This is a genomic window from Micromonospora sp. NPDC049004, from assembly GCF_040649315.1.
Classification (GTDB): Bacteria; Actinomycetota; Actinomycetes; order Mycobacteriales; family Micromonosporaceae; genus Micromonospora.
This window is the reverse complement of record NZ_JBEZFG010000002.1, coordinates 220593-241001: the sequence shown is the minus strand read 5'-3', so window position 1 is coordinate 241001 and position 20409 is coordinate 220593. Positions and strand designations below refer to the sequence as shown.

The 20409-nt window shown below is 71.6% G+C and carries 18 protein-coding genes; 14 read left to right on the top strand and 4 right to left on the bottom strand.

The genetic code is table 11. From position 1 onward, the window contains the following. Positions 1-21: 21 nt before the first annotated feature. Positions 22-828 (top strand): DUF4230 domain-containing protein, encoded by an 807-nt coding sequence (locus AB0B97_RS05855; RefSeq protein ID WP_357490999.1) that lies wholly within the window; start codon positions 22-24, stop codon positions 826-828. A 333-nt stretch (positions 829-1161) separates the two neighbouring features. Here AB0B97_RS05855 and AB0B97_RS05850 read toward each other — a convergent pair whose 3' ends face one another. Beyond that, positions 1162-1371: a PspC domain-containing protein gene (locus AB0B97_RS05850; protein WP_234589045.1), complete on the bottom strand. Its 210-nt coding sequence runs from the start codon at positions 1369-1371 to the stop codon at positions 1162-1164. Between the two features lie 402 nt (positions 1372-1773). Between AB0B97_RS05850 and AB0B97_RS05845 the strand changes: the two genes are divergently transcribed. The 10 genes from AB0B97_RS05845 to AB0B97_RS05800 all read left to right on the top strand — a co-directional run bounded on the left by AB0B97_RS05845 (position 1774) and on the right by AB0B97_RS05800 (position 15423). Next, complete coding sequence (locus tag AB0B97_RS05845) at positions 1774-3144, top strand: L-serine ammonia-lyase (protein WP_357490997.1); 1371 nt, start codon at positions 1774-1776, stop codon at positions 3142-3144. 70 nt (positions 3145-3214) lie between these two features. Continuing rightward, positions 3215-4042, top strand: coding sequence for an ABC transporter permease (locus AB0B97_RS05840; RefSeq protein WP_357490995.1), 828 nt, complete (start codon positions 3215-3217; stop codon positions 4040-4042). 1 nt (position 4043) lies between these two features. Then, positions 4044-4790, top strand: a complete 747-nt coding sequence (locus AB0B97_RS05835) for an ABC transporter ATP-binding protein (RefSeq protein WP_357490993.1) — start codon at positions 4044-4046, stop codon at positions 4788-4790. Positions 4791-4831: 41 nt separating this feature from the next. Next, positions 4832-6847 carry a DUF5941 domain-containing protein gene (locus tag AB0B97_RS05830; protein ID WP_357492042.1) on the top strand — a complete coding sequence of 672 codons (2016 nt, stop codon included), beginning with the start codon at positions 4832-4834 and terminating at the stop codon, positions 6845-6847. A gap of 15 nt (positions 6848-6862) precedes the next feature. Further along, positions 6863-9073 carry a bifunctional glycosyltransferase family 2 protein/CDP-glycerol:glycerophosphate glycerophosphotransferase gene (locus tag AB0B97_RS05825; RefSeq protein ID WP_357490991.1) on the top strand — a complete coding sequence of 737 codons (2211 nt, stop codon included), beginning with the start codon at positions 6863-6865 and terminating at the stop codon, positions 9071-9073. A 131-nt stretch (positions 9074-9204) separates the two neighbouring features. After that, complete coding sequence (locus tag AB0B97_RS05820; RefSeq protein ID WP_357490989.1) at positions 9205-10506, top strand: ABC transporter ATP-binding protein; 1302 nt, start codon at positions 9205-9207, stop codon at positions 10504-10506. A gap of 93 nt (positions 10507-10599) precedes the next feature. Beyond that, positions 10600-11646 (top strand): hypothetical protein, encoded by a 1047-nt coding sequence (locus tag AB0B97_RS05815; protein ID WP_357490987.1) that lies wholly within the window; start codon positions 10600-10602, stop codon positions 11644-11646. A gap of 63 nt (positions 11647-11709) precedes the next feature. Continuing rightward, a complete protein-coding gene (locus tag AB0B97_RS05810; protein WP_234591599.1) occupies positions 11710-12174 on the top strand; it encodes a DUF4442 domain-containing protein in 465 nt (154 codons plus the stop codon). A gap of 61 nt (positions 12175-12235) precedes the next feature. Further along, complete coding sequence (locus AB0B97_RS05805; protein WP_357490984.1) at positions 12236-13054, top strand: beta-phosphoglucomutase family hydrolase; 819 nt, start codon at positions 12236-12238, stop codon at positions 13052-13054. Then, positions 13051-15423: a glycosyl hydrolase family 65 protein gene (locus AB0B97_RS05800; RefSeq protein ID WP_357490982.1), complete on the top strand. Its 2373-nt coding sequence runs from the start codon at positions 13051-13053 to the stop codon at positions 15421-15423. The genes AB0B97_RS05805 and AB0B97_RS05800 overlap by 4 nt, the downstream gene beginning before the upstream one ends. A gap of 45 nt (positions 15424-15468) precedes the next feature. Here AB0B97_RS05800 and AB0B97_RS05795 read toward each other — a convergent pair whose 3' ends face one another. Further along, a complete protein-coding gene (locus tag AB0B97_RS05795) occupies positions 15469-15648 on the bottom strand; it encodes a hypothetical protein (protein ID WP_234591596.1) in 180 nt (59 codons plus the stop codon). Positions 15649-15909: 261 nt separating this feature from the next. Here AB0B97_RS05795 and AB0B97_RS05790 point away from each other — a divergent pair, with 261 nt between their 5' ends. Then, positions 15910-16587 (top strand): dienelactone hydrolase family protein, encoded by a 678-nt coding sequence (locus AB0B97_RS05790; protein ID WP_357490980.1) that lies wholly within the window; start codon positions 15910-15912, stop codon positions 16585-16587. Here AB0B97_RS05790 and AB0B97_RS05785 read toward each other — a convergent pair. After that, on the bottom strand, positions 16582-17769 hold the full coding sequence (locus tag AB0B97_RS05785; RefSeq protein WP_357490978.1) for an AI-2E family transporter: 1188 nt from the start codon (positions 17767-17769) through the stop codon (positions 16582-16584). The two genes, AB0B97_RS05790 and AB0B97_RS05785, sit on opposite strands and share 6 nt — an antisense overlap. A 252-nt stretch (positions 17770-18021) precedes the next feature. Between AB0B97_RS05785 and AB0B97_RS05780 the strand changes: the two genes are divergently transcribed. Beyond that, positions 18022-18204, top strand: a complete 183-nt coding sequence (locus AB0B97_RS05780; RefSeq protein ID WP_007454882.1) for an antitoxin — start codon at positions 18022-18024, stop codon at positions 18202-18204. Between the two features lie 69 nt (positions 18205-18273). Here AB0B97_RS05780 and AB0B97_RS05775 read toward each other — a convergent pair whose 3' ends face one another. Then, positions 18274-18879 carry a hemerythrin domain-containing protein gene (locus AB0B97_RS05775; RefSeq protein WP_234590078.1) on the bottom strand — a complete coding sequence of 202 codons (606 nt, stop codon included), beginning with the start codon at positions 18877-18879 and terminating at the stop codon, positions 18274-18276. Between the two features lie 201 nt (positions 18880-19080). Between AB0B97_RS05775 and AB0B97_RS05770 the strand changes: the two genes are divergently transcribed. Beyond that, the gene (locus AB0B97_RS05770) at positions 19081-20403 is read left to right on the top strand and encodes an FUSC family protein (RefSeq protein ID WP_357490975.1); all 1323 of its coding nucleotides are present in this window, start codon (positions 19081-19083) and stop codon (positions 20401-20403) included. Positions 20404-20409 lie beyond the last annotated feature (6 nt).

Below are 20409 nucleotides of genomic sequence, written 5' to 3'. Positions count from 1 at the left end.
CTGACGAGGACGGTGAGTGTGATGGCCCGCGACGCTGGCATCAACGAGCCCACGAGGGAGTTCCCCGGTTACCCGACCGGCGACGACCTCAAGGAGCGCTCGGCCGCGACACCCGACCCGACTCCGGACGGGCCGGGCGGCACCGACGGCCCCCCGAGCGGTGGTGCCGGCCCAGGCGGTGGGTCCGGTGGTGCGGCCCGCGGGCTGCTCCTGCTGCTCGGCGCCGCCGCGCTGGCCGTGGTGGTGCTGCTCGGTGTGCAGGTGACCGGTTTCCTGCCCGATTTCCGTAACCCGTTCGCCAAGGAGCAGACCGACCGCAGCCAGCCGCCGCTGCTGAAGTCGATCCAGGATCTCAGTCGCTACGTCGCCGCCGAGGGCAACTTCCAGGTCGTCGTCGACACCCAGAACGACCGGCGCAACGTCCCGGACTTCCTGCTCAACGAACGCACCCTGTTCGTCGGGGCCGGCAGCGTCGAGGCGTACGTCGACTTCACCAAGATCGGTGAGGGTGCGATCGTGCAGTCCGCCGACGGCAAGTCGGTCGAGATCAAGCTGCCCGCGCCGCAGCTCGGCGAGACCAACCTCGACATGGAGAAGAGCTACGTCTTCGCCGAGCAGCGCGGCCTGCTCAACCGGCTCGGCGACCTGGTCGGCAACGACCCCAACCGGCAGCAGCAGGTCTACCAGCTGGCCGAGGAACGGATCACCGCCGCCGCCCGGGACAGCGGGCTCTCCGCCCGCGCCGAGGAGAACACCCGCAAGATGCTGGAGGGGCTGCTGCGCTCGCTGGGCTTCGAGCAGGTGACGGTCACCTACACGGCCCCCTGACCCCTGCGCTTCGGCTCTCGGGCATCGTCAGCACCTCGACGCCCGGGCGCCGTCTTCGGGCCGTCCTCGGCAGGTGCTCACCCGCCCGGGCCGCGCGTGCAGCGGCTCCCGCACCCCCCGGCGGCCCGTGCTCGTCATCCGTCCCCGCCGGCGGCCCGCCGCCGGCGGGGTGCGCGATGCGCAGATCTTGGACAGTTTCCGTCAGCAGCTGACGGAAACTGTCCAAGATCTGGAAGCGGAATGCCGGTTTGCCGTGCCGTGCCGTGGCCGGGAGGCCGGGAGGCCACCACATCGTTTGACGTGGTGGCCTCCGGGCTGCGCTGTCGTGGTGGGTCAGTGGCCGGTGGAGGCGAGGTAGCGGTCCTCGTTGGGCATGAGGACCCAGAGGATCAGGTACACGATCACCTGGGTGCCGGGCAGCAGCAGCGACAGCAGGAACAGCAACCGGACCATCCCGGCGGACATGCCGAACCGCTGACCGAGGCCGGCGCAGACACCGGCGAGCATGCGCCCCTGGCGGGGCCGAACCAGTTTGCGACTCATCGTCGTACTCCCACTCTGCGGCTGTGCGCCGCGTCTGCAATCCACGGTACGAAGGAGTGGCCATCCCGCCCTCGGTCCCGAGGAGGATCGGCGACCCGTGGACCCGTAGGTGCATTACCCGGGCCAACCCTCCCCAACTCCTCCCACACCGCCCCGCGATCTTGCACTTTCTGTCGCGACAGAAGGTTCATACCCACCCGTATCGACGACCGAAAATGCAAGATCGGCGCGAGGGTCTGGCGGGGTCGGGGCTGGGGGTGGGCGGGTAGGCTCGCTGGTTGGGCACCCATACCCCGGGTGACCGACGGCCCCCCGACCGGGCGGCCACGAGCGGGGCCGCCTGACCGGTGGCCACGAACCGGGCAGATCCCGTACGACGGGAAACGCCGAGGAAGCGCAGCCATGATCAGTGTTTTCGACCTCTTCAGCGTCGGCATCGGGCCGTCCAGCTCGCACACGGTGGGGCCGATGCGGGCCGCCCGTACGTTCGTGCTCGGGCTCAAGGCCGACGGGCTGCTCACCGAGACGGCGCGGGTGCAGGCCGAGCTGTTCGGTTCGCTGGGCGCGACCGGCCACGGGCACGGCAGCGACCGGGCGGTGCTGCTGGGGCTGGCCGGTGAGGCGCCGGAGACGGTCGATACCGACACCGTCGGTCCGCGCGTCGAACGGATCCGCGCCGAGCGGCGGATCAGCCTGCTGGACGCGCACGAGATCGACTTCGACCCGGACCGGGACCTCACGCTGCACCGTCGCCGGTCGCTGCCGTATCACCCGAACGGGATGACCTTCGTGGCCTTCGACGCGGCCGGGGAGCAGATCAGGGCCCGCAGCTACTACTCCGTCGGCGGTGGCTTCGTGGTGGACGAGGCGGCGGCGGGCGCGGACCGCATCAAGCCGGACACGACGCGGGTGCGGTACCCGTTCCTGACCGGGGCGCAGCTACTGGAGGTCACCACCCGCACCGGCCTGTCGATCAGCGAGGTGATGCTCGCCAACGAGCGCTCGTGGCGCAGCGAGGCGGAGATCCGGGCCGGCCTGCTGGAGATCTGGCGGGTGATGCGGGAGTGCGTGCAGCGCGGCTGCGAGCGGGACGGCGTACTCCCTGGGGGTTTGAAGGTTCGGCGGCGCGCGGCGGAGCTGCGGCGCGGCCTGGAGGCGGACGCCGGGACTGCCGACCCGCTGCACGCGATGGACTGGGTGACGCTGTTCGCGCTCGCGGTCAACGAGGAGAACGCGGCGGGCGGCCGGGTGGTCACCGCGCCGACGAACGGCGCGGCGGGGATCATCCCGGCGGTGCTGCACTACTACGCCCGGTTCATTCCGGACGCCGATGACGACGGTGTGGTGCGGTTCCTGCTGACGGCCGGTGCGATCGGCGTGCTGTTCAAGGAGAACGCGTCGATCTCCGGCGCGGAGGTCGGCTGTCAGGGTGAGGTCGGCTCGGCCTGCTCGATGGCGGCGGCGGGGCTGGCCGAGGCACTCGGCGGCACTCCCGAACAGGTCGAGAACGCCGCCGAGATCGGGATGGAGCACAACCTCGGGTTGACCTGTGACCCGGTGGGTGGCCTGGTGCAGATCCCCTGCATCGAGCGGAACGCGGTGGCTAGCATCAAGGCGATCACGGCCGCCCGGTTGGCCCTGCGCGGCGACGGCGTGCACAAGGTGTCGCTGGACAAGGTCATCAAGACCATGCGGGAGACGGGCGCCGACATGAAGGTCAAGTACAAGGAGACGGCGCGTGGCGGTCTGGCCGTCAACGTGATCGAGTGCTGAACCCGTAGATTCGGGGCATTCGTTCACCGACTGCTAGCCTGGCGTCCGTTTCAGGAGGCGGGAGGCTGCGGTGACCTCTGGCGTCGCGGCCCTGTGGTCGCACCGCAACTCGCTGCGCATCCTGGTCCGACGGGACCTGGCGGTCAAGTACCAGCAGTCGGTGCTGGGCTACTTCTGGTCGCTGATCGAGCCACTCGGCATGGGCGCCATCTACTGGTTCGTCTTCGGGGTGCTCTACTCCCGGGACACCGGTCGGCACCTCGGCGAGGCGGCCGGGTCGTACCCGCTGTTCCTGATCACCGGGATCTTCGCCTGGATGTGGACCAGTTCGGCGCTGAGCGAGGCCACCAACGCGCTGACCGGCCAGTCCCGGCTGATCACCACGATGAACGTGCCACGGCAGGTCTTCCCGATCGGCCGGGTCACCGGGCGGTTCGCCGAGTACGCGGCCGGCCTGCCGATCCTGATCGCCATCGCGGTGATCTACGCGGCGCACGGCCGGATCCATCCCGGCTGGTCGCTGCTCGCCCTGCCGCTCGCGGTGGCGGTGCAGGCGGTGCTGCTGACCGGGCTGGCCCTGCTGCTGTCCGCGTGGAACGTGCTGATGCGCGACGTGGAGCGGTTCCTGCGACTGATCATCCGGGTGCTGTTCTACGCCACGCCGATCATCTATCCGTTCAGCCTGGTCCGGGAGTCCAACCTGCCGGGCTGGCTGAAGGTGGTGTACGAGCTGAACCCGCTGGTCGGGATCTTCCAACTGCACCACGCGATCTGGTACCCGGACGAGTTCCCGGACGCTCGGCTGCTCACCACCACTGTCGTCGGCAGCCTGCTGGTGCTGGCCGCCGGCTGGTGGTCGTTCCGCCGGTTGGAACCCGCTGTGCTCAAGGAACTCTGAGATGGCGGCGCCGATCATCGAGGCGGACGGTCTGGGCATCCGGTTCGTCCGCAACCGTCGCCGCCAACTGCGGCTGCGCGAGCTGTTCATCCACCGGGGCGGGCGCGGCGCCCTGCCCGGTCAGTTCTGGCCGCTGCGTGACGTGTCGTTCACCGTGGCGCCCGGCGAGACCGTCGGGGTGATCGGCCGCAACGGCACCGGTAAGAGCACCCTGCTGCGGTTGATCGCCGGGGTGCTCATCCCCGACGAGGGCGACATCCGGGTGCACGGCGCGGTGGCGCCGCTGTTGGAGTTGTCCGCCGGTTTCTCCAACGACCTGACCGGGCGGGAGAATCTGCACCTGGTCGGTGGGCTGCACGGACTGTCGACGGGCTACCTGAAGCGGCACTTCGACGAGATCGTCGAGTTCGCGGGTGAGCAGGTGGAACGGGCCATCGACACGTCGGTGCGGCACTACTCGTCGGGGATGAAGGTGCGGCTCGGCTTCGCGATCATCTCGCGCCTGCCGCACCCGATCCTGCTGATGGACGAGGTGACCGCGGTCGGGGACGCGGAGTTCCGCGAGAAGTGTTACGCGACGATTGATCGTCTGCTCGGAGAGGGGCGCACGCTGGTGCTGGTGTCACACAACGAAAAGGACCTGACCCGGTTCTGCCGTCGGGGGTTGTACCTCGACGCGGGCCGGTTGACGCTCGACGGCACCATCGCCGAGGCGCTCGACGCGTACAACGCCGCGGTTCCGCGGTGACGCTCGCGATCGTGCTCGCAGCCGGGACGCCCGCGGCGGGCCTGACCACCGCGTCCGGCGAGCCGCTGGCCGACCGGCTCGCCGTCCAGCTGCGCCGGGCCGGGGCGACCGAGGTGCGCTTCGCCGCCACCCTCGACGAACTGGCCGCGCTTGCCGACGACGCCGACGGGCCACTGCTGATCAGTGGCACCGACCTGGTGGCGCACACCGCAGTGCTGAGGCACCTCGCCACCAGTCCGGTTGGACCGACAGTGGCGCTGGTGCTGACCGACCCGCCGGTGCCCGGACGGACGGCCGTGCGCGAGGAGCGCGGCCAGATCGTCGACGCCGGCCCCCTGGATGCCCTCGACGGCGACGCCACGGGCGTGTTCGGTGGCGCGCTCCGGGTCGGCGTGGACGACCTGCCGAATCTCGCCGCCGCCGCCCGCGCCGCAGCGTCCGAGATGCTGCCCGTCGCCGCCCCGATCGGCCCGGCCGGTGACGTGTCGCCGCTGCCGGTGGCCGGCGGTGTGGGCTCGGCGGGCTCGGCCGCCGCCGGTGGTCCCGGGTCCGCCGTGGACCGGCTCGTCGCGGGTCTCGCGGCGCTCGGCACCCTGATCTTCGCCCAGCGGGTACGCCTGCTCGTGGCGCACCGCGTCGAGGACTCGGCCGGGTTGGTCGCCGCCGAGGCGGCGGTGACGGCTGTCGACGAGGACCGCGCCGAGCTGCGGCTGTCGGTGAAGGAGAAGGACGACTTCTTCTCCACGTACTTCGTCAGCACCTGGTCGCCGTACGTCGTGCGGCTCGCCGCCCGGCTGCGGCTCACCCCGACCGGGGTCACGGTGATCTCGGTGCTGTTCGCGCTGGCAGCCGCCGTGCTGTTCGGAGTCGGCGGGCGGCCCGCGCTGGTGGGCGGCGCGGTGCTGCTCTACCTCGGCTTCGTGCTCGACTGCGTGGACGGCCAGTTGGCCCGCTACACCCGGCACTTCAGCGCGTGGGGCGGCTGGTTGGACACGATGGCCGACCGGGCGAAGGAGTACCTGGTCTACGCCGGTCTGGGCTTCGGAGTCAGTCACGCCGGGCTGGGCAACGGCTGGGCCCTCGCCATCGCCGCGATGACGTTGCAGACCGTCCGGCACATGACCGACACCTGGTACGGGGTACTGCACGACGAGGCGGCACGCCGGCCCCGGACGGCGGCGGGTGCCAGCGGCGGCATCGGCGACCGGCTGAACGCCGCGTCGACGCGGGTGCAGGCGGACACCGGCTCGCTGTCGTACTGGCTGAAGCGGACCGTGGTGTTCCCGATCGGTGAGCGGTGGGCGCTGATCGCGCTGACCGTGGCGCTGTTCAACCCGCTGGTCAGCCTCATCGCGGTGCTGGTCTGGGGTGGGTTGGCTTTCGCGTACACCGGTGCCCTGCGCACGTTGCGGGCCCGCTGGATGCGGGTGCCGGTGCTGGACACGGTCGACGCGACCCTGCACCGCGACGACGGCCCGCTGACCCGCCGGCTGCCGGTGGTCCGCCCGATGGGGCCGCTCACCCTGGCGGTGATCGCCGCGCTCGCCCCGGCGGTGCTGCTGGTCGCCGCCCTGCTGGACGACTCGCCGACGGGACTGCGGTGGGCGGTGCCGGTGGCGTTGCTGGTGCTGCTGGCCGGTGGCCTCGGTGCCAGGGCCGCGCACAACGGCCCCCTGGACTGGCTGGTGCCGGCGGCGCTGCGGGCCGCCGAGTACCTGTTCGCGATCGCCGTCGGGGTGGTCGGCGACGCGCCGGGCTGGCTGATCTTCGGCTACGTCTTCGTGCTCGCCGTGCACCACTACGACCTGACGGCCCGACTGGAGAAGCGGCAGACGGCGCCGCCGCTGCACCTCGCCACCCTGGGCTGGGACGGACGTTCGGTGCTGCTGGCCCTCGCGGCGATTGCCGGCATCGTGAGTATCGGCATGGCTACACTCGGTGCGTACCTTCTCGTGGTTTTCGTGGCGAGCGTCGTCCTGGCCTGGTTTGTCCGGCCGGCCCGTAGCGCGCGGGCGTCGGCCGCGCCGGTGGGCGCGGGAGGTGTCGCGCCGCGCTGACGAAGGGACGGCCGGATGACCCTGATCAGTTTCGTGGTGCCGGCCTTCCGGGTGCAGGGATATCTGCGCGAGTGCCTGGACTCGATCCTCGGCCAGCCGGAGACCGACCTTGAGGTGATCGCCGTCGACGACTGCTCGCCCGACGCCAGCGGCGAGATCATCGACGAGTACGCGGCCCGCGACCAGCGCGTCCGGTCGGTCCGGCTGTCGGAGAACGTCGGCCTCGGTCCAGCCCGCAACATCGGGCTGGACCGGGCTGTCGGCGAGTACGTGTGGTTCATCGACGGGGACGACTGGCTGGTGCCGGACTGCCTGCGGGAGGTGGCCGACCGGCTGCGCGCGACCCGGCCGGACGTGCTGCTGGTGGACCACGTCCGGACGCACTGGAACGACACCGCCACCCGCAGCGCGATGGCCGAGGTGTTCCCGGAGTCGCCCCCAGTTGCTACCTTCCGGCTGCGGGACCGGCCGGAGGCGATGCGGCTGCTGCACACCGCCTGGAACCGGCTGGTCCGCCGGGAGTTTCTGGTCGAGCTGGGATTGCGCTTCTCGGACGGCTGGTACGAGGACGTCTCGTTCAGCTACCCCGTGCTGATGGCGGCGCAGCGGATCGGCGTACTGGACCGGGTCTGCGTCAACTACCGGCAACGTCGGGCGGGCGCGATCACGAAGACCAGAGGGGACCGGCACTTCGAGGTGTTCCCGCAGTGGCACCGGGTCTTCCATCTGATGGACGCCTGGTCGCCGGCGGTGGACGAGCTGCGCCCGGCGGTCTTCGAACGGATGATCTGGCACTACCTGACCGTGCTCGGGAACGGTCAACGGATCGCCCCGGAACTGCGGCCGGCGTTCTTCGCGCAGATCACCGCCGACTACGCGCGGTGGCTGCCGGACGGCGGGTACCCGGTGCCGGAGGGCGTCGAGGGAATCAAGCACCGGCTGGTGGCGACCGGCCGGTGGCGGACGTTCAGCGCGCTGCGGGCCGCCAGCCGGGCCCGCGACACGGCACGGAGGCAGGCACGTACCGCCCGCCGTCGGGTCGGGCCGGTGGCCCGGCGCGGCGCGCGGCTGACCCGCGACGGGCTGCTGCGCGAGTACTACCGGGCCGAGCTGCGCCGGCCGGTGGACCCGACGCTCGCCGTGTACGCGGCCTACTGGTACCGCGGGTACTCCTGCAATCCGGCCGCGATCTACGAGGCGGCCCGCCGGCTGGCCCCCGAGGTGCGGGGCGTGTGGATCGTGCGCCGCGACCGGGTGGACGCCGTACCGGCCGGGGTGGAGTACGTCGTCGCCGGCACGCCGGCGTACTACCGGGTCCTCGCGCGGGCCCGGTGGTTGGTCAACAACGTCAACTACCCGGACTTCGTGCGTAAGCGGCCGGAGCAGGTGCACGTGCAGACCCACCACGGCACTCCGGTCAAGGTGATGGGGCTCGACCAGCAGCGTTACCCGATCGGCGCGGGCCGGATGGACTTCGCCGGCCTGCTGCGCCGGGTGGACCGCTGGGACTACAGCGTCAGCGCCAACAGCTTCTCCACCCAGATGTGGGACCGGGCCTACCCGGCCACCTACACGACGCTTGAGGTGGGCTATCCGCGCAACGACCGGCTGGCCACGGCCAGTCCGGACGACGTACGCCGGCTACGCGCCGAGTTCGGCATCGGGCCCGACGAGCAGGTGGTCCTGTACGCCCCGACGCACCGCGAGCACCTGCCCGGCTACCGGCCGCCCTTCGACCCGGACCGGTTCGTCGCCGCGCTCGGTGACTCGGGGCGGCTGCTGATGCGCAGCCACTACTTCCACGACCGGGAACGCCGGCCCGGCCGGCCGCTGGACTTCCAGCGGGTGCGCGACGTGAGCGGCTACCAGCGGGTGGAGGACCTCTATCTGGTCGCCGACGTGCTGGTCACCGACTACTCCTCGGCGATGTTCGACTATGCGGTGCTTGACCGGCCCATCGTGCTCTACACCCCGGACTGGGAGGCGTACCGCCTGGCGCGGGGTGTCTACTTCGACGTCACCGCGGAGCCACCGGGGGCGGTGGCCGCCACGTTCACCGACCTGCTCGACCTGTTCCGCACGGACGCGGTGCGCTCCGACGCGGCGCACAAGGCCCGCCAGCACTTCCGGGGGCGGTTCTGCCGGCTGAACGACGGGCAGGCGGCCGAACGGGTGGTGCGCCAGGTGTTCCTCGGCGAGCAGCCCGAACCGTCGCCGGGCTGCTGACCGCAACGACGTCGCGTGCCGCGTAATAGCGGTGTCATGGGCCGAACATGAGACGTTTACCCGATGTGCGAAACGAATGATCCTGGTCACAGTCTTCTGGGGGTTCGGCCGACGACCTGGGGGAGGTGACGGTGAGCACCGTCGCGCTCAAAGATGTGAGCAAGGTTTTCAAGGACGGCACGTTGGCCGTCGACAGCATAAATCTGGATGTGAACGACGGCGAGTTCATGGTGTTGCTGGGGCCTTCCGGCTGCGGCAAGTCCACAGTGCTGCGCATGATCGCCGGTCTGGAGGATCCGACACAGGGCGCGGTGCTGCTGGACGGGGAACTGGCGAACGACCTGCCGCCACGCGACCGCAAGATCGCGATGGTCTTCCAGGATTTCGCGCTTTATCCGCACATGACAGTTGGCGACAACATCGCCTTCCCGTTGCGGCTTGCCGGTATCGAACCGGAGCCGCGCGGTGAGCGGGTCACCGACGTGGCGAGTGCCCTGGGCATCAATGACGTCCTCGCCCGCAAACCGGGCCAGCTCTCCGGCGGCCAGCGTCAGCGGGTCGCCATGGGCCGCGCAATCGTCCGACGACCGGGGCTGTTCCTGATGGACGAGCCCCTGTCGAATCTGGACAGTGGGCTGCGCGCCGAGCTGCGCGCGGAGATCTCCGGGCTGACCCGCGAGCTGGGTGTCACCACCGTCTACGTCACCCACGATCAGGCCGAGGCGCTGACCATGGCCGACCGGGTGGCCATCATGCGCCGCGGCGTGCTCCAGGACGTGGGCACACCCACCCAGGTGTACGGCCGTCCGGCGACGCTCTACGTGGCCGCCTTCCTGGGCAGCCCCCGGATGAACCTGCTGGAGGCGTCGGTCTACGTCCACCTCGACAGGTACGTCACGCTCAACCTCGGTGAGCAGTCGCTCTACCTGCCGTGGAACGACATCCGCAGCCGCGCCGTGGCGCACTACCACGGTGAGCGGATCGTGGTCGGGATGCGTGCCGAGGCGCTCACCCCGGTCGCCCCGGACAGCCCCGGTGACGTCCTGCGTGGCCGGATCCGCTACCTGGAGCACCACGGGCACGAGTCGCTGGCGTTCCTCGACATCGGGGCGACCGCGATCATGGTGGACGAGATGGGTGCGCCACTGGACCCGCCGCCCGTGGGCCAGCGGGGCCTGCGCCGGTTCGGTGCGGTGATGCAGCGGCTCACCGGCAAGCCGGTGGAGGCCGAGGACGTGCCGAACGGCGCCGCGCGCAGCACCAGCGTCCTTCCCGACCCGGGCCGGCACCACCGCCGCCCGGCGGAGTTGGCGGTGCGGCTCGCGCCCTACCCGGCGGTCACCGCCGGTCATCCGCTCGCCGTGTCGGTTCGGATGGACGCGCTGCACTTCTTCGACGAGCGCGGTGCCCGGATCGACGTGGGTTGGCGGTGACGCCACGCCGTAGCGGGGTGGCGGGAGGTCCGTCCGGTGTCCTACCGTCTGCCCACCTAGTCCAGTATGTGACACACCGAGAGGGGAACACCCGTGTCGGGTGACCGTCCCAGTCCGCTCGTCATCGAGCGCATCCTGCGCGACCGGCAGGGCATCTGGCAGCAGATCGTGGCCGAGGGCGACCTCAACGCGCTGACCGGGCGGATGCTGGCCAGCTCCGCCATCGCGCTCGCCTGCTACGGGGCGGTGCTCGGGGCGTTCCACAGCCCGCTGATGGCGCTCACGTCCGCGCTGAAGCTGCCGCTGCTGTTCCTGGTCACGCTGGCCATCTGCCTGCCCACGCTCTACCTGTTCAACCTGGTGTTCGGCGCCCGACTGTCGGTGCGCCAGTCGCTGGCGCTGGTGATGGTCGCGATCACGGTCACCTCGATGCTCGCGGTGGCGTTCGCGCCGATCAGCCTGTTCTTTCTGATCACCGCGCCCGACTACGGTTTCTTCAAGCTGCTCAACGTCGCCATCCTGACGCTGTCGGCACTGGTCGGGCTGCGCTTTCTGACCGGCGGGATGCAGGTGCTCAACGACCACGGCCTGCTCGCCCCGGCGGTCCCCACGGCCGCGGCCGCGGGTGAGGTCAACGCCCAGACGCCGGCGGTGCCGGCTGCGGTGCCCGCCGGTGCGGTGCCGGTCAGCGTGCCCGCCGGTGCGGCCTCGACCGCCGATGCGGGTGCCGAGCCGGTCGCCGTGTCGGCGGGAGCCGCGGTGGCGGGTTCGGCCGCGAACGGTGCCACGCCCGCCGCGACGCCGACCGCGCAGCCCGCGGCTCAGGCGCCGGCGCACGTCCCGGCCCAGTGGGGCGGCCAACCGGCCCCCGGCTCGTTCCCGCCCGGCATGATGCCGCCCGGCTACCCGGCGGCGCAACGCCCGTGGGCCACCCCGCCGGCCCGGCGCGGCGAGCCGACGCAGCGGCCGGCCAGCATGACGCTGCTCTACATCTGGATCCTGCTCTTCGGGTTCGTCGGCACCCAGTTGGCGTGGACGCTGCGGCCGTTCTTCGGTGACCCGGGTCAGGACTTCTCGCTCTTCCGTAGCATCGACGGCAACTTCTACGCGGAGATCCTGCGGACGATCGCCAACCTCTGACCCCAACGACTGCCGGGAAAACCCTGGTTGCCGCCCTTGGTTACCGAGAAGTAACGTCGGGCTATGACCATCGACTCCCGCCAGGTGGCGGCCGGCATCCTGGAAGCGGTGCCGTTCGCCCGGACGCTCGGCATCGAATTCGTCGAGGTGGCACCGGAGGCGGACGGCGGGGTGCGGGCCGTCGTCCGGCTTCCCGACACGCCGGCCACCCACAACCACATCGGCGGCCCGCACGCCGGGGCGATGTTCACGCTCGGCGAGACGGCCTCCGGCACGGTCGTGCTGGCCGCCTTCGGGCAGCTGCTCGACCGTTGCGTGCCGCTCGCCGTCCGGGCCGAGATCGCCTACCGCAAGGTGGCCCGGGGGCCGGTGCTGGCCACCGCGCGGCTCGCGCGCCCCGCCCCGGAGGTGATCGCCGAGCTGGAGTCCGGTCGGCGGCCCGAGTTCGCCGTCGAGGTGGAGATCGCCACCGAGGACGGCACGCCCACCTCGGCACTGACGGTGATCTGGACGTTACGGCCGAACTGAGCCACGCCACGGGCGGCCGAAAACGGGTTTGCGGGCCCGGCCGGGTGGTTAGATTCGTACCGTGCTGGGCCTACCTGCTCATGTGACCGCCTGTCTCTTCGATCTGGACGGTGTGCTGACGCAGACCGCCCGGGTGCACAACGCCGCCTGGACGAAGACGTTCGACGAGTTCCTGCGGCAGCGCGCCACGACGACCGGAGAACCCTTCCAGCCGTTCGACCCCGGCCCGGACTACAACCGCTACGTCGACGGCCGGCCCCGCGCCGACGGCGTCCGGTCGTTCCTCGCCTCCCGGGGCATCGTGCTTCCCGAGGGCAGCCCCGACGACCCGCCGGACACCGACACCGTCAACGGTGTCGGCAACCGCAAGAACGTCCTGCTGCTGCAACAGCTGCGCACCTCCGGTGTCGAGGTCTACCCGGGTTCGGTGCGCTATCTGCGGGCGGCGACCGCCGCCGGGCTGCGTCGGGCGGTGGTCACCGCGAGCGCGAACGGGCGCGAGGTGGTCGCCGCGGCCGGCCTGGAGGACCTGTTGGAGGCGCGGGTCGACGGGATTGTGGCCCGCGAGCAGAAGCTGCGTGGCAAGCCGCAGCCCGACACCTTCCTGGCCGGGGCCAGGATCCTCGGAGTGGACCCCGCCCAGGCGGCCGTCTTCGAGGACGCGCTCTCCGGGGTGGCCGCCGGCCGGGCCGGCGGTTTCGGGTACGTGATCGGTGTGGACCGGGTGGGACAGGCCGACGAACTGCTCGCACACGGCGCCGACATCGTGGTGAAGGATCTCGCCGACCTGCTCGACGCGGGCGACGCCGACCCGCCGGCACCACGTCCCGCCGGCGACACCGCTGGCCGGACGCCAACCGGCGACCGGGGTCTCGCGTGATCCGGGAACGGGCCTATCCCGTCGAGCCCTGGCACATCCGGGAGACCCGCCTGGACATGGACGTGCTCGCCCAGTCGGAGTCGGTCTTCGCGCTCTCCAACGGGCACGTAGGTCTGCGCGGCAACCTCGACGAGGGCGAGCCGCACGGCCTGCCCGGCACCTACCTCAACTCGTTCTACGAGCTGCGTCCGCTGCCGTACGCGGAGGCCGGCTACGGGTTCCCCGAGTCCGGGCAGACCATCGTCAACGTCACCAACGGCAAGCTGATCCGGCTGCTCGTCGACGACGAACCGCTCGACGTCCGCTACGGCGAGCTGCTGTCGCACGAGCGGGTCCTCGACATGCGGGCCGGCACCCTGCACCGGGAGCTGCACTGGCGCTCGCCGGCCGGCCGAGAGGTCAAGGTCCGCAGCACCCGGCTCGTGTCGTTCACCCAGCGGTCGGTCGCCGCGATCAGCTACGAGGTGGAGGCCGTCGACGGCCCGCTGCGGCTGATCGTCCAGTCCGAACTGGTCGCCAACGAGTCACTCCCGGCGCAGAGCAAGGACCCCCGGGTAGCGGCCGTGCTGGAATCGCCGTTGCAGGCCGAGGAGGAGCTGACCACCCCGGACGGCGGGCAGCTGATCCACCGCACCAAGGTCTCCGGGCTGCGGGTGGCCGCCGCCATGGAGCACGAGGTGCACGGCCCGGACCACACCACAATCGAGTCCGAGGGGTACGAGGACTGGGTACGCACCACCATCGGTTGCGTGCTCCGGCCCGGCGAGAAGCTGCGGGTGGTCAAGTACCTGACGTACAGCTGGTCCAGCCGCCGTTCGCTGCCCGCGCTCCGCGACCAGGTCGGCGCGGCGCTCGCCGGGGCCCGGCTGGACGGCTGGGACGGCCTGCACCGGGAGCAGCGCAACTATCTCGACCGGTTCTGGGACGCGGCCGACGTGCTGGTCGAGGGCGATCCGGAGATCCAGCAGGCCGTACGGTTCGGTCTGTTCCACGTGCTCCAGGCCGGTGCCCGAGCCGAGCAGCGGCCGATCTCGGCGAAGGGGTTGACCGGTCCCGGCTACGACGGGCACGCCTTCTGGGACACCGAGATGTTCGTCCTGCCGGTGCTCACGTACACCCAGCCGAGCGCGGTGCGCAGCGCGTTGCAGTGGCGGCACAGCACGCTGGAGCAGGCCCGGGAACGGGCCGAGACGCTCGGCTTCAAGGGCGCCGCCTTTCCCTGGCGGACCATCGAGGGGCCGGAGTCCTCCGGGTACTGGCCGGCCGGCACCGCGGCGTTCCACATCGCCGCCGACATCGCCGACGCGGTCCGCCGGTACGTGCTGGTCACCGGGGACACCGTCATGGAGCGGGAGATCGGGCTGGAGCTGCTGGTGGAGACCGCCCGGCTGTGGCGCTCGATCGGGCACCACGACCGGCACGGCCAGTTCCACATCGACGGTGTCACCGGCCCCGACGAGTACACGGCGGTGAAGAACGACAACGTCTACACCAACCTGATGGCCCAGCGGAACCTGCTCACCGCCGCCGAGGTCGTGATGCGCTACCGCGACGAGGCGTTCCACCTCGGGGTCACCGACGAGGAGGCGGCGAGCTGGCGGGACGCGGCGACCTCGATGCACGTGCCGTACGACCACGAGCTGGACGTGCACCAGCAGGTGGAGGGGTTCACCCGGCTGCAGGAGTGGGACTTCCCGCACACGCCCGCCGAGAAGTACCCGCTGCTGCTGCACTACCCGTACTTCGATCTGTACCGCAAACAGGTGGTCAAGCAGGCCGACCTGGTCCTGGCCATGCACTGGCGGGGGGACGCGTTCACCCCCGAGCAGAAGGTGCGCAACTTCCTCTACTACGAACGACGGACCGTCCGCGACTCGTCGCTGTCGGCCTGCACCCAGTCGGTGCTGGCAGCCGAGGTGGGCCATCCCGACCTGGCGCACATCTACCTGCGCGAGGCCGCGCTGATGGACCTGCACGACCTCAACGAGAACACGCGCGACGGCGTGCACATGGCCTCGCTGGCCGGCGCGTGGCTCGCCCTGGTCGGCGGGCTCGGCGGGCTGCGCGATCACGACGACGAGCTGTCGTTCGCGCCCCGGCTCTCCAGCCGGCTCACCCGCCTGGAGTTCTCCCTCCAGTGGCGCGGGCTGGCGCTGCGCGTGGACGTCCGGCCGCACCAGACGACGTACTCGCTGCGCCACGGTGGCCCGGACGACGTCGTGGAGCTACGCCACCACGACCAGATGCTGCGCGTCACCTGCGACGAGCCGGTGACCGTGCCGGTGCCGCCGGCCGAACCCTCGGGACCGCCGCCGGAGCAGCCACCGGGTCGGTCGCCGCTGTTGCGGCTGCCCGAGCACGAGCAGTGACGGCCGGGGCGGGAGTGTTCCCGCCCCGGCCGCCACGCGCGTACGTCAGACCGGCTCGCCGGTCGAGGGCCGTCCGATGGCGTCCCGCGGCGCGGCCGCCTTGGGATCGTCGGGCAGCCGGGCCGAGGCGGCCTGGTCCCCGAAGTCCTGGTTGCGCTCCGCGTCCTGTTCACGCTGGGCGCGCTCGGCCATCTGCTGCTGCCGGGAGATCTGCTGCTTGGCCATGGTGATCCTCGCGATCCGTCGGGGCGCGGGTGCGCCGACACGGTCTGCGGTCGGTCGTCGCGTACCCGGCGGCCCACCCGGCAAACGCCGTCCCTGTGGTGCGACGCGGCGGGCTGCGTGCGCGTGCGACGCGGCGGCCTGCGGGCGCTGCGGCGTGGCGGGCGCGGGCTGCGTGCGCGCGCGATGCGGCGGGCCGCAGGCGCGCGTGCGACGCGGCGGGCGGGGTAAGCGGGCCCAGAGGCGAGCACGCGGAGGTGCGGCATGGACGAAGAGCGCAGCACGGTGAGCATTCCGGTCCGGGGCGCCGAGCTTCCCGCCGATCTGATGCTGCCCGCACGGCCCGTCGGCGTGGTGCTGTTCGCGCACGGCAGCGGCAGCTCGCGGCACAGCCCGCGCAACGTCGCGGTGGCCCGGACGCTGACCGGTCGGGGCCTCGCCACAGTGCTCGTGGATCTGCTCACCCCGGCCGAGGACGAGCTGGACACCCGCACCGCCGAACTACGGTTCGACATCGGGATGTTGGCCAGCCGGCTGGCCGGGATCGTCGACTGGTTGGCTGCCGAACGCCCCGCAGGTGACGTGCCGATCGGTCTCTTCGGTGCCAGTACCGGCGCCGCCGCCGCGCTGGTCGCGGCCGCGTCCCGGGCCGACCGGGTGGGCGCGGTGGTCTCCCGGGGCGGCCGACCCGACCTGGCCGGCGCCGCCCTGGCCCAGGTGCGTACCCCGACGTTGCTCCTCGTCGGCGGCCTCGACGAGGAAGTGATCACGCTCAACGAGCAGGCGCTCACCGAGCTGGGGGAGGTCGGCAAGCTGTGGGTGGTGCCGGGTGCCACCCACCTCTTCGAGGAGCCCGGCGCGCTCGACCAGGTCGCCGAACACGCCGGGACCTGGTTCACCACCCATCTCGCCCGGACGACAGCCGCGCCGCGCCGCTCATGAGAGTGCCGGCGCGTCCGGGGTGGAGCGGTGGCGCAGGACGGTGTCGATGACCCGCCAGAGGACAGCGGTGATCGGAACGCTGACGAAGGCGCCGGCGATGCCCGCGATCAGGGTGCCGGCGGTGACCGCCACCAGGATCACGGCCGGGTGCAGGCGCACCTGGCGCTTCATGACCAGCGGCTCCAACAGGTTGCCCTCGATCTGCTGCACCGCGACCACAGCGGCGAGGGTGAGCAGGGCCGTCGTCGGCCCGTTGGCCGCCAGCGCCACGAGCACCGCCACCGCGCCGGCCACCGTCGCCCCGATGATCGGTACGAAGCCGCCGAGGAAGGTGATCAGCGCCAGTGGCAGGGCCAGCGGCACCCCCAGCAGCACCAGGGCCAGACCGATGCCTATCGCGTCGATCGCGGCGATGAGCATGGTCCCCCGGCTGTACGCGCCAAGCGTCTGCCAGCCACCCCGGCCGGCCTCGGCCACCACCGACCGGTTGGGACCGGTCATCCGGGACAGCACCCAGTGCCACATCGACCGGCCGTCCTTGAGCAGGAAGAAGAGCAGCACCAGGGCGAGCAGCGCGGAACCCAGCACCTCGGTGGCCGTCCGGGCCCCCGACACCGGGTCCGGCGAACTGCCGCTGAGCCCCTCGCGAGCCTGGTCGATCAGCTTGTCGAGTTGGGCGTCGCTGACCGGCAGGGTGGACGTGACGAAGTCGCGGCTGCGGTCCAGCCCCTGGGTCAGCTCCTGACTGAGCTGATCAAACTGGCTGGCGGTCAGGTTCCACACCAGCGCGCCGACCCCCACCAGGATGCCGAGCAGCAGCAGGACGGTGAGCAGCGCGGCAGGTGCCGCCGGCAGACGCAGGCGACGCAGCCGGAGCAGCACCGGGTCGAGCAGCGCGGTGAGGAAGATGGTGGCGGCCAGGGCGATGGCCAGCGGGGCCAGCAGGACGGCGATCCGACCCAGCAGGTAGAGCCCGGCGATGATCACCACCAGGCAGGCGCTCCACAGCACCGCGGTCCGGACCAGCCAGGGCAGGGTGGCCCACGCCTGGCGCGGCCCGGTGCCGCCGGTCGTCGCGGCGGTGCCCGTTGCGGACGCGGTGCCCGTTGTGGACGCGGCGCCGGTCGTGGACGCGGTGCCGGTTGTCGGCGCGGCGTCCGCCCCGGGTTCGTCTGCCGTCATGTCGGCCCTCCTCGATCTCGGCGAGGTCGGTACCCGGCCGGCGCTGCGCCGACACCCGAATCGCGCCAACGCTCGGCTCGCTCTCGGAAGTGACGGGCGCGTTCCGGACGGTCCGGGGCGTCCCGCCCGCGCGGATCGTACGTCGGCGCGGGCCGATCGGCCGGGCCTTCACCATCCCCGTCCGGACCGTCGGTGTTTGCGCCGACAGGCCCAGGGAACGCGAATGGGAACGACCCGAGGAGGAGGAGCACCGTGGGTGACTTCATGGACAAGGCCAAGGACGTCGCGGACAAGCACGACAAGCAGGTCGACCAGGGCATGGAGAAGGCCGGCGACATGGCCGACAAGCGCACTGGCGGCAAGTACGACGACCAGATCGACAAGGGCGTGGACCAGGCGCAGGCGCGGACCGGTGAGGGTGACCAGGTCCGCTGACGAACCGGAGTCTCCCGGGCCGCCGAGGTGTCGGCGGCCCGGGATCGTCCCTGTCGGACGGTACGTCGGTCAGCGCTGCTGCTTCTCGCGTAGCTCGTCCATCGACGTCGGCCGGTCGCGCAGTGCGTCACGCATCCGGTCGATCATGCCGGTGCCGGGGGCGAGCAGCTTGTTCGCCGGGGGGTGGTCCGGCGCGCTCGGGTGGGGCCGGGTCGGCGCGATCTTCTTGAACGCCGTCACCTTCCCGGCCAGCTCGACCAGCTCCTCCCGAGCCGTGGCGGCGCGCAGCCGGGGGAAGAGGTCGTTCTCCTCGTCCTGCACGTGGTGGCGGATGGTGCTGGTCAGATGGGCGAGAAGTTCGTCGAAGCGGCTGTCGGACGGGTCGACCGATTCCAGGTCCTTCATCGTCCGTTCGGCGTCGGCGTGCTCGTCGATCTCGTGGTCCGCGATCTGGTCGCCGTCGGGCAGTGCCTTGCGCGCCGTCGGATAGACGTACGCCTCCTCGGCCACCGCGTGCCGGACCAGCTCGGCGATTACCACGTCGGTGAGCTGGCGGCGGTACTCGGGCGTGCCCTGGCGCGTCTCCAATTCGACGAAGAGGGTCTCGACCTCGCGGTGGTCGGCGATGAGGATGTCGACGACATCCTCGTCGCCGGTGGTCTGTGGATTGTTCATCTGGGCCCCTTACCGGTTGCGGTCGGTGGGTGTGTGGCCCCTGGTACCCCGCAGCGGTCGGGCAAACCTATGGTTGCCGATGGATTTGACGGCGCGATCCGTGGTCGGTGGTCGCCCTGACGGCTGGTGCCGGCGGTGTCCTCTGGTGCGCGCGGGACGGAGGGGCACGATTGGTCGGACGTCCTCGGGGTAACCGCCGCCATGGCCGACGACCGCCCACCAGCCGACCGGGACCGGTCGCGGCTCGGCGAGGCCGCCGAGCGGAGCGGGCAGGCGGTCCAGCGGGTACGCCACCGCGGCGGGCAGGCCGGGCAGGTCCGTGCCCGGCAGTGGGAGATCACCCTGATCATCTCGATCCAGGCCGGGCTGGCCGCCACGCTCGCCGCCCTGATCGCCCAGCACTTCCTCGGCCCCGGCGCACACGTCTTCGCCCCTGCCGCCGCCGTCGGTACGATCGCGACCGCCATCGGTCAGCGCGCCCGCCGTACCTTCGAGCTGCTGTTCGGCGTGGGCCTCGGCATCACCATCGGTGACACGCTGCGTTTCTTCCTCGGCTCCGGGCCGTGGCAGACGGGTGTGGTGGTCGCCCTGGCCATCGCCAGCGCGCTGCTGGTGGCCGGCAGGGGCGGCGCGCTCGTCGGTCAGGCCGGTGGTACGGCGGTGCTGATCGCCACGCTGGCCCCGATGCAGCGCGGCCTGGAGCTGCCGAGGATCTTCGACGCGCTCGTCGGCGGCGCGGTAGGTCTCGTGGTGGTGGCGCTGCTGCTGCCGATCAATCCCCTTCGGGTGCTGGACCGCGCCGCCGCGCCGATCTTCGCCGTTCTCTGCGAACAGCTCGCCGAGCTGGCACAGGCCGTACGGCAACGCGACGGCGACCGGTCGCAGCGCGTCCTGGAGCGGCTGCGGGGTACCGAGGGTGACGTGGGACGTCTGCACGACTCGCTGAGCGGGGCCGAGGAGGTCGTCACCATCGCGCCGGCACGCTGGCACCGCCGCCAACAGTTCCACAGGTACGCCCGCAGCGCGTCGCACCTGGAGCGGCTCCTGCTGGACAGCACCGTCATGGCCCGCTGGTCGACGACCGCCCTGCAGTACGACGAACCGCTCCCGTCGGAGCTGGCGGACGCGATCGCCCGGCTGGGACGGGCGGTGGCGGAGATGCGGACGGAGTGCCGGGTCGGCGAGATCCCGCAGTGCACCCGGAAGCTGGTCGAGGAGACTGCCGAGCTGGCCGGACGGGCATCCGCGGTCGGGGTCAGGTCGTTCGGCGACGCCCTCGTCACCGCCCTGCGCACCGCGGCCAGCGACCTGCTCCGGGCGGCAGGATGCGACCCCGACGACGCCAACCGGATCGTGCGCAGGGCGGCAGGTGCCGGCGAGGCGGCCATCTCCCCACCGCCCCGGCGTCATCTGCACCGCGCCCGGGCGACTCGGGCCACCCGGGCGCGTCGGCGAGCGAACCAGGCGGCCCGCAGGCGCGACGACAGGGCCGGCCTCTCCGCGAGGAAGAGACCGGCCCGGTGAACCGTC

Bases quoted from the DNA above. Each gene is read 5' to 3' on its own strand.
- AB0B97_RS05855 (WP_357490999.1), top strand. From the start codon at position 22: ATGGCCCGCGACGCTGGCATCAACGAGCCCACGAGGGAGTTCCCCGGT.
- AB0B97_RS05850 (WP_234589045.1), bottom strand. From the start codon at position 1,371: ATGAGTCGCAAACTGGTTCGGCCCCGCCAGGGGCGCATGCTCGCCGGT.
- AB0B97_RS05845 (WP_357490997.1), top strand. From the start codon at position 1,774: ATGATCAGTGTTTTCGACCTCTTCAGCGTCGGCATCGGGCCGTCCAGC.
- AB0B97_RS05835 (WP_357490993.1), top strand. From the start codon at position 4,044: ATGGCGGCGCCGATCATCGAGGCGGACGGTCTGGGCATCCGGTTCGTC.
- AB0B97_RS05825 (WP_357490991.1), top strand. From the start codon at position 6,863: ATGACCCTGATCAGTTTCGTGGTGCCGGCCTTCCGGGTGCAGGGATAT.
- AB0B97_RS05810 (WP_234591599.1), top strand. From the start codon at position 11,710: ATGACCATCGACTCCCGCCAGGTGGCGGCCGGCATCCTGGAAGCGGTG.
- AB0B97_RS05795 (WP_234591596.1), bottom strand. From the start codon at position 15,648: ATGGCCAAGCAGCAGATCTCCCGGCAGCAGCAGATGGCCGAGCGCGCC.
- AB0B97_RS05790 (WP_357490980.1), top strand. From the start codon at position 15,910: ATGGACGAAGAGCGCAGCACGGTGAGCATTCCGGTCCGGGGCGCCGAG.
- AB0B97_RS05785 (WP_357490978.1), bottom strand. From the start codon at position 17,769: ATGACGGCAGACGAACCCGGGGCGGACGCCGCGCCGACAACCGGCACC.
- AB0B97_RS05775 (WP_234590078.1), bottom strand. From the start codon at position 18,879: ATGAACAATCCACAGACCACCGGCGACGAGGATGTCGTCGACATCCTC.
- AB0B97_RS05770 (WP_357490975.1), top strand. From the start codon at position 19,081: ATGGCCGACGACCGCCCACCAGCCGACCGGGACCGGTCGCGGCTCGGC.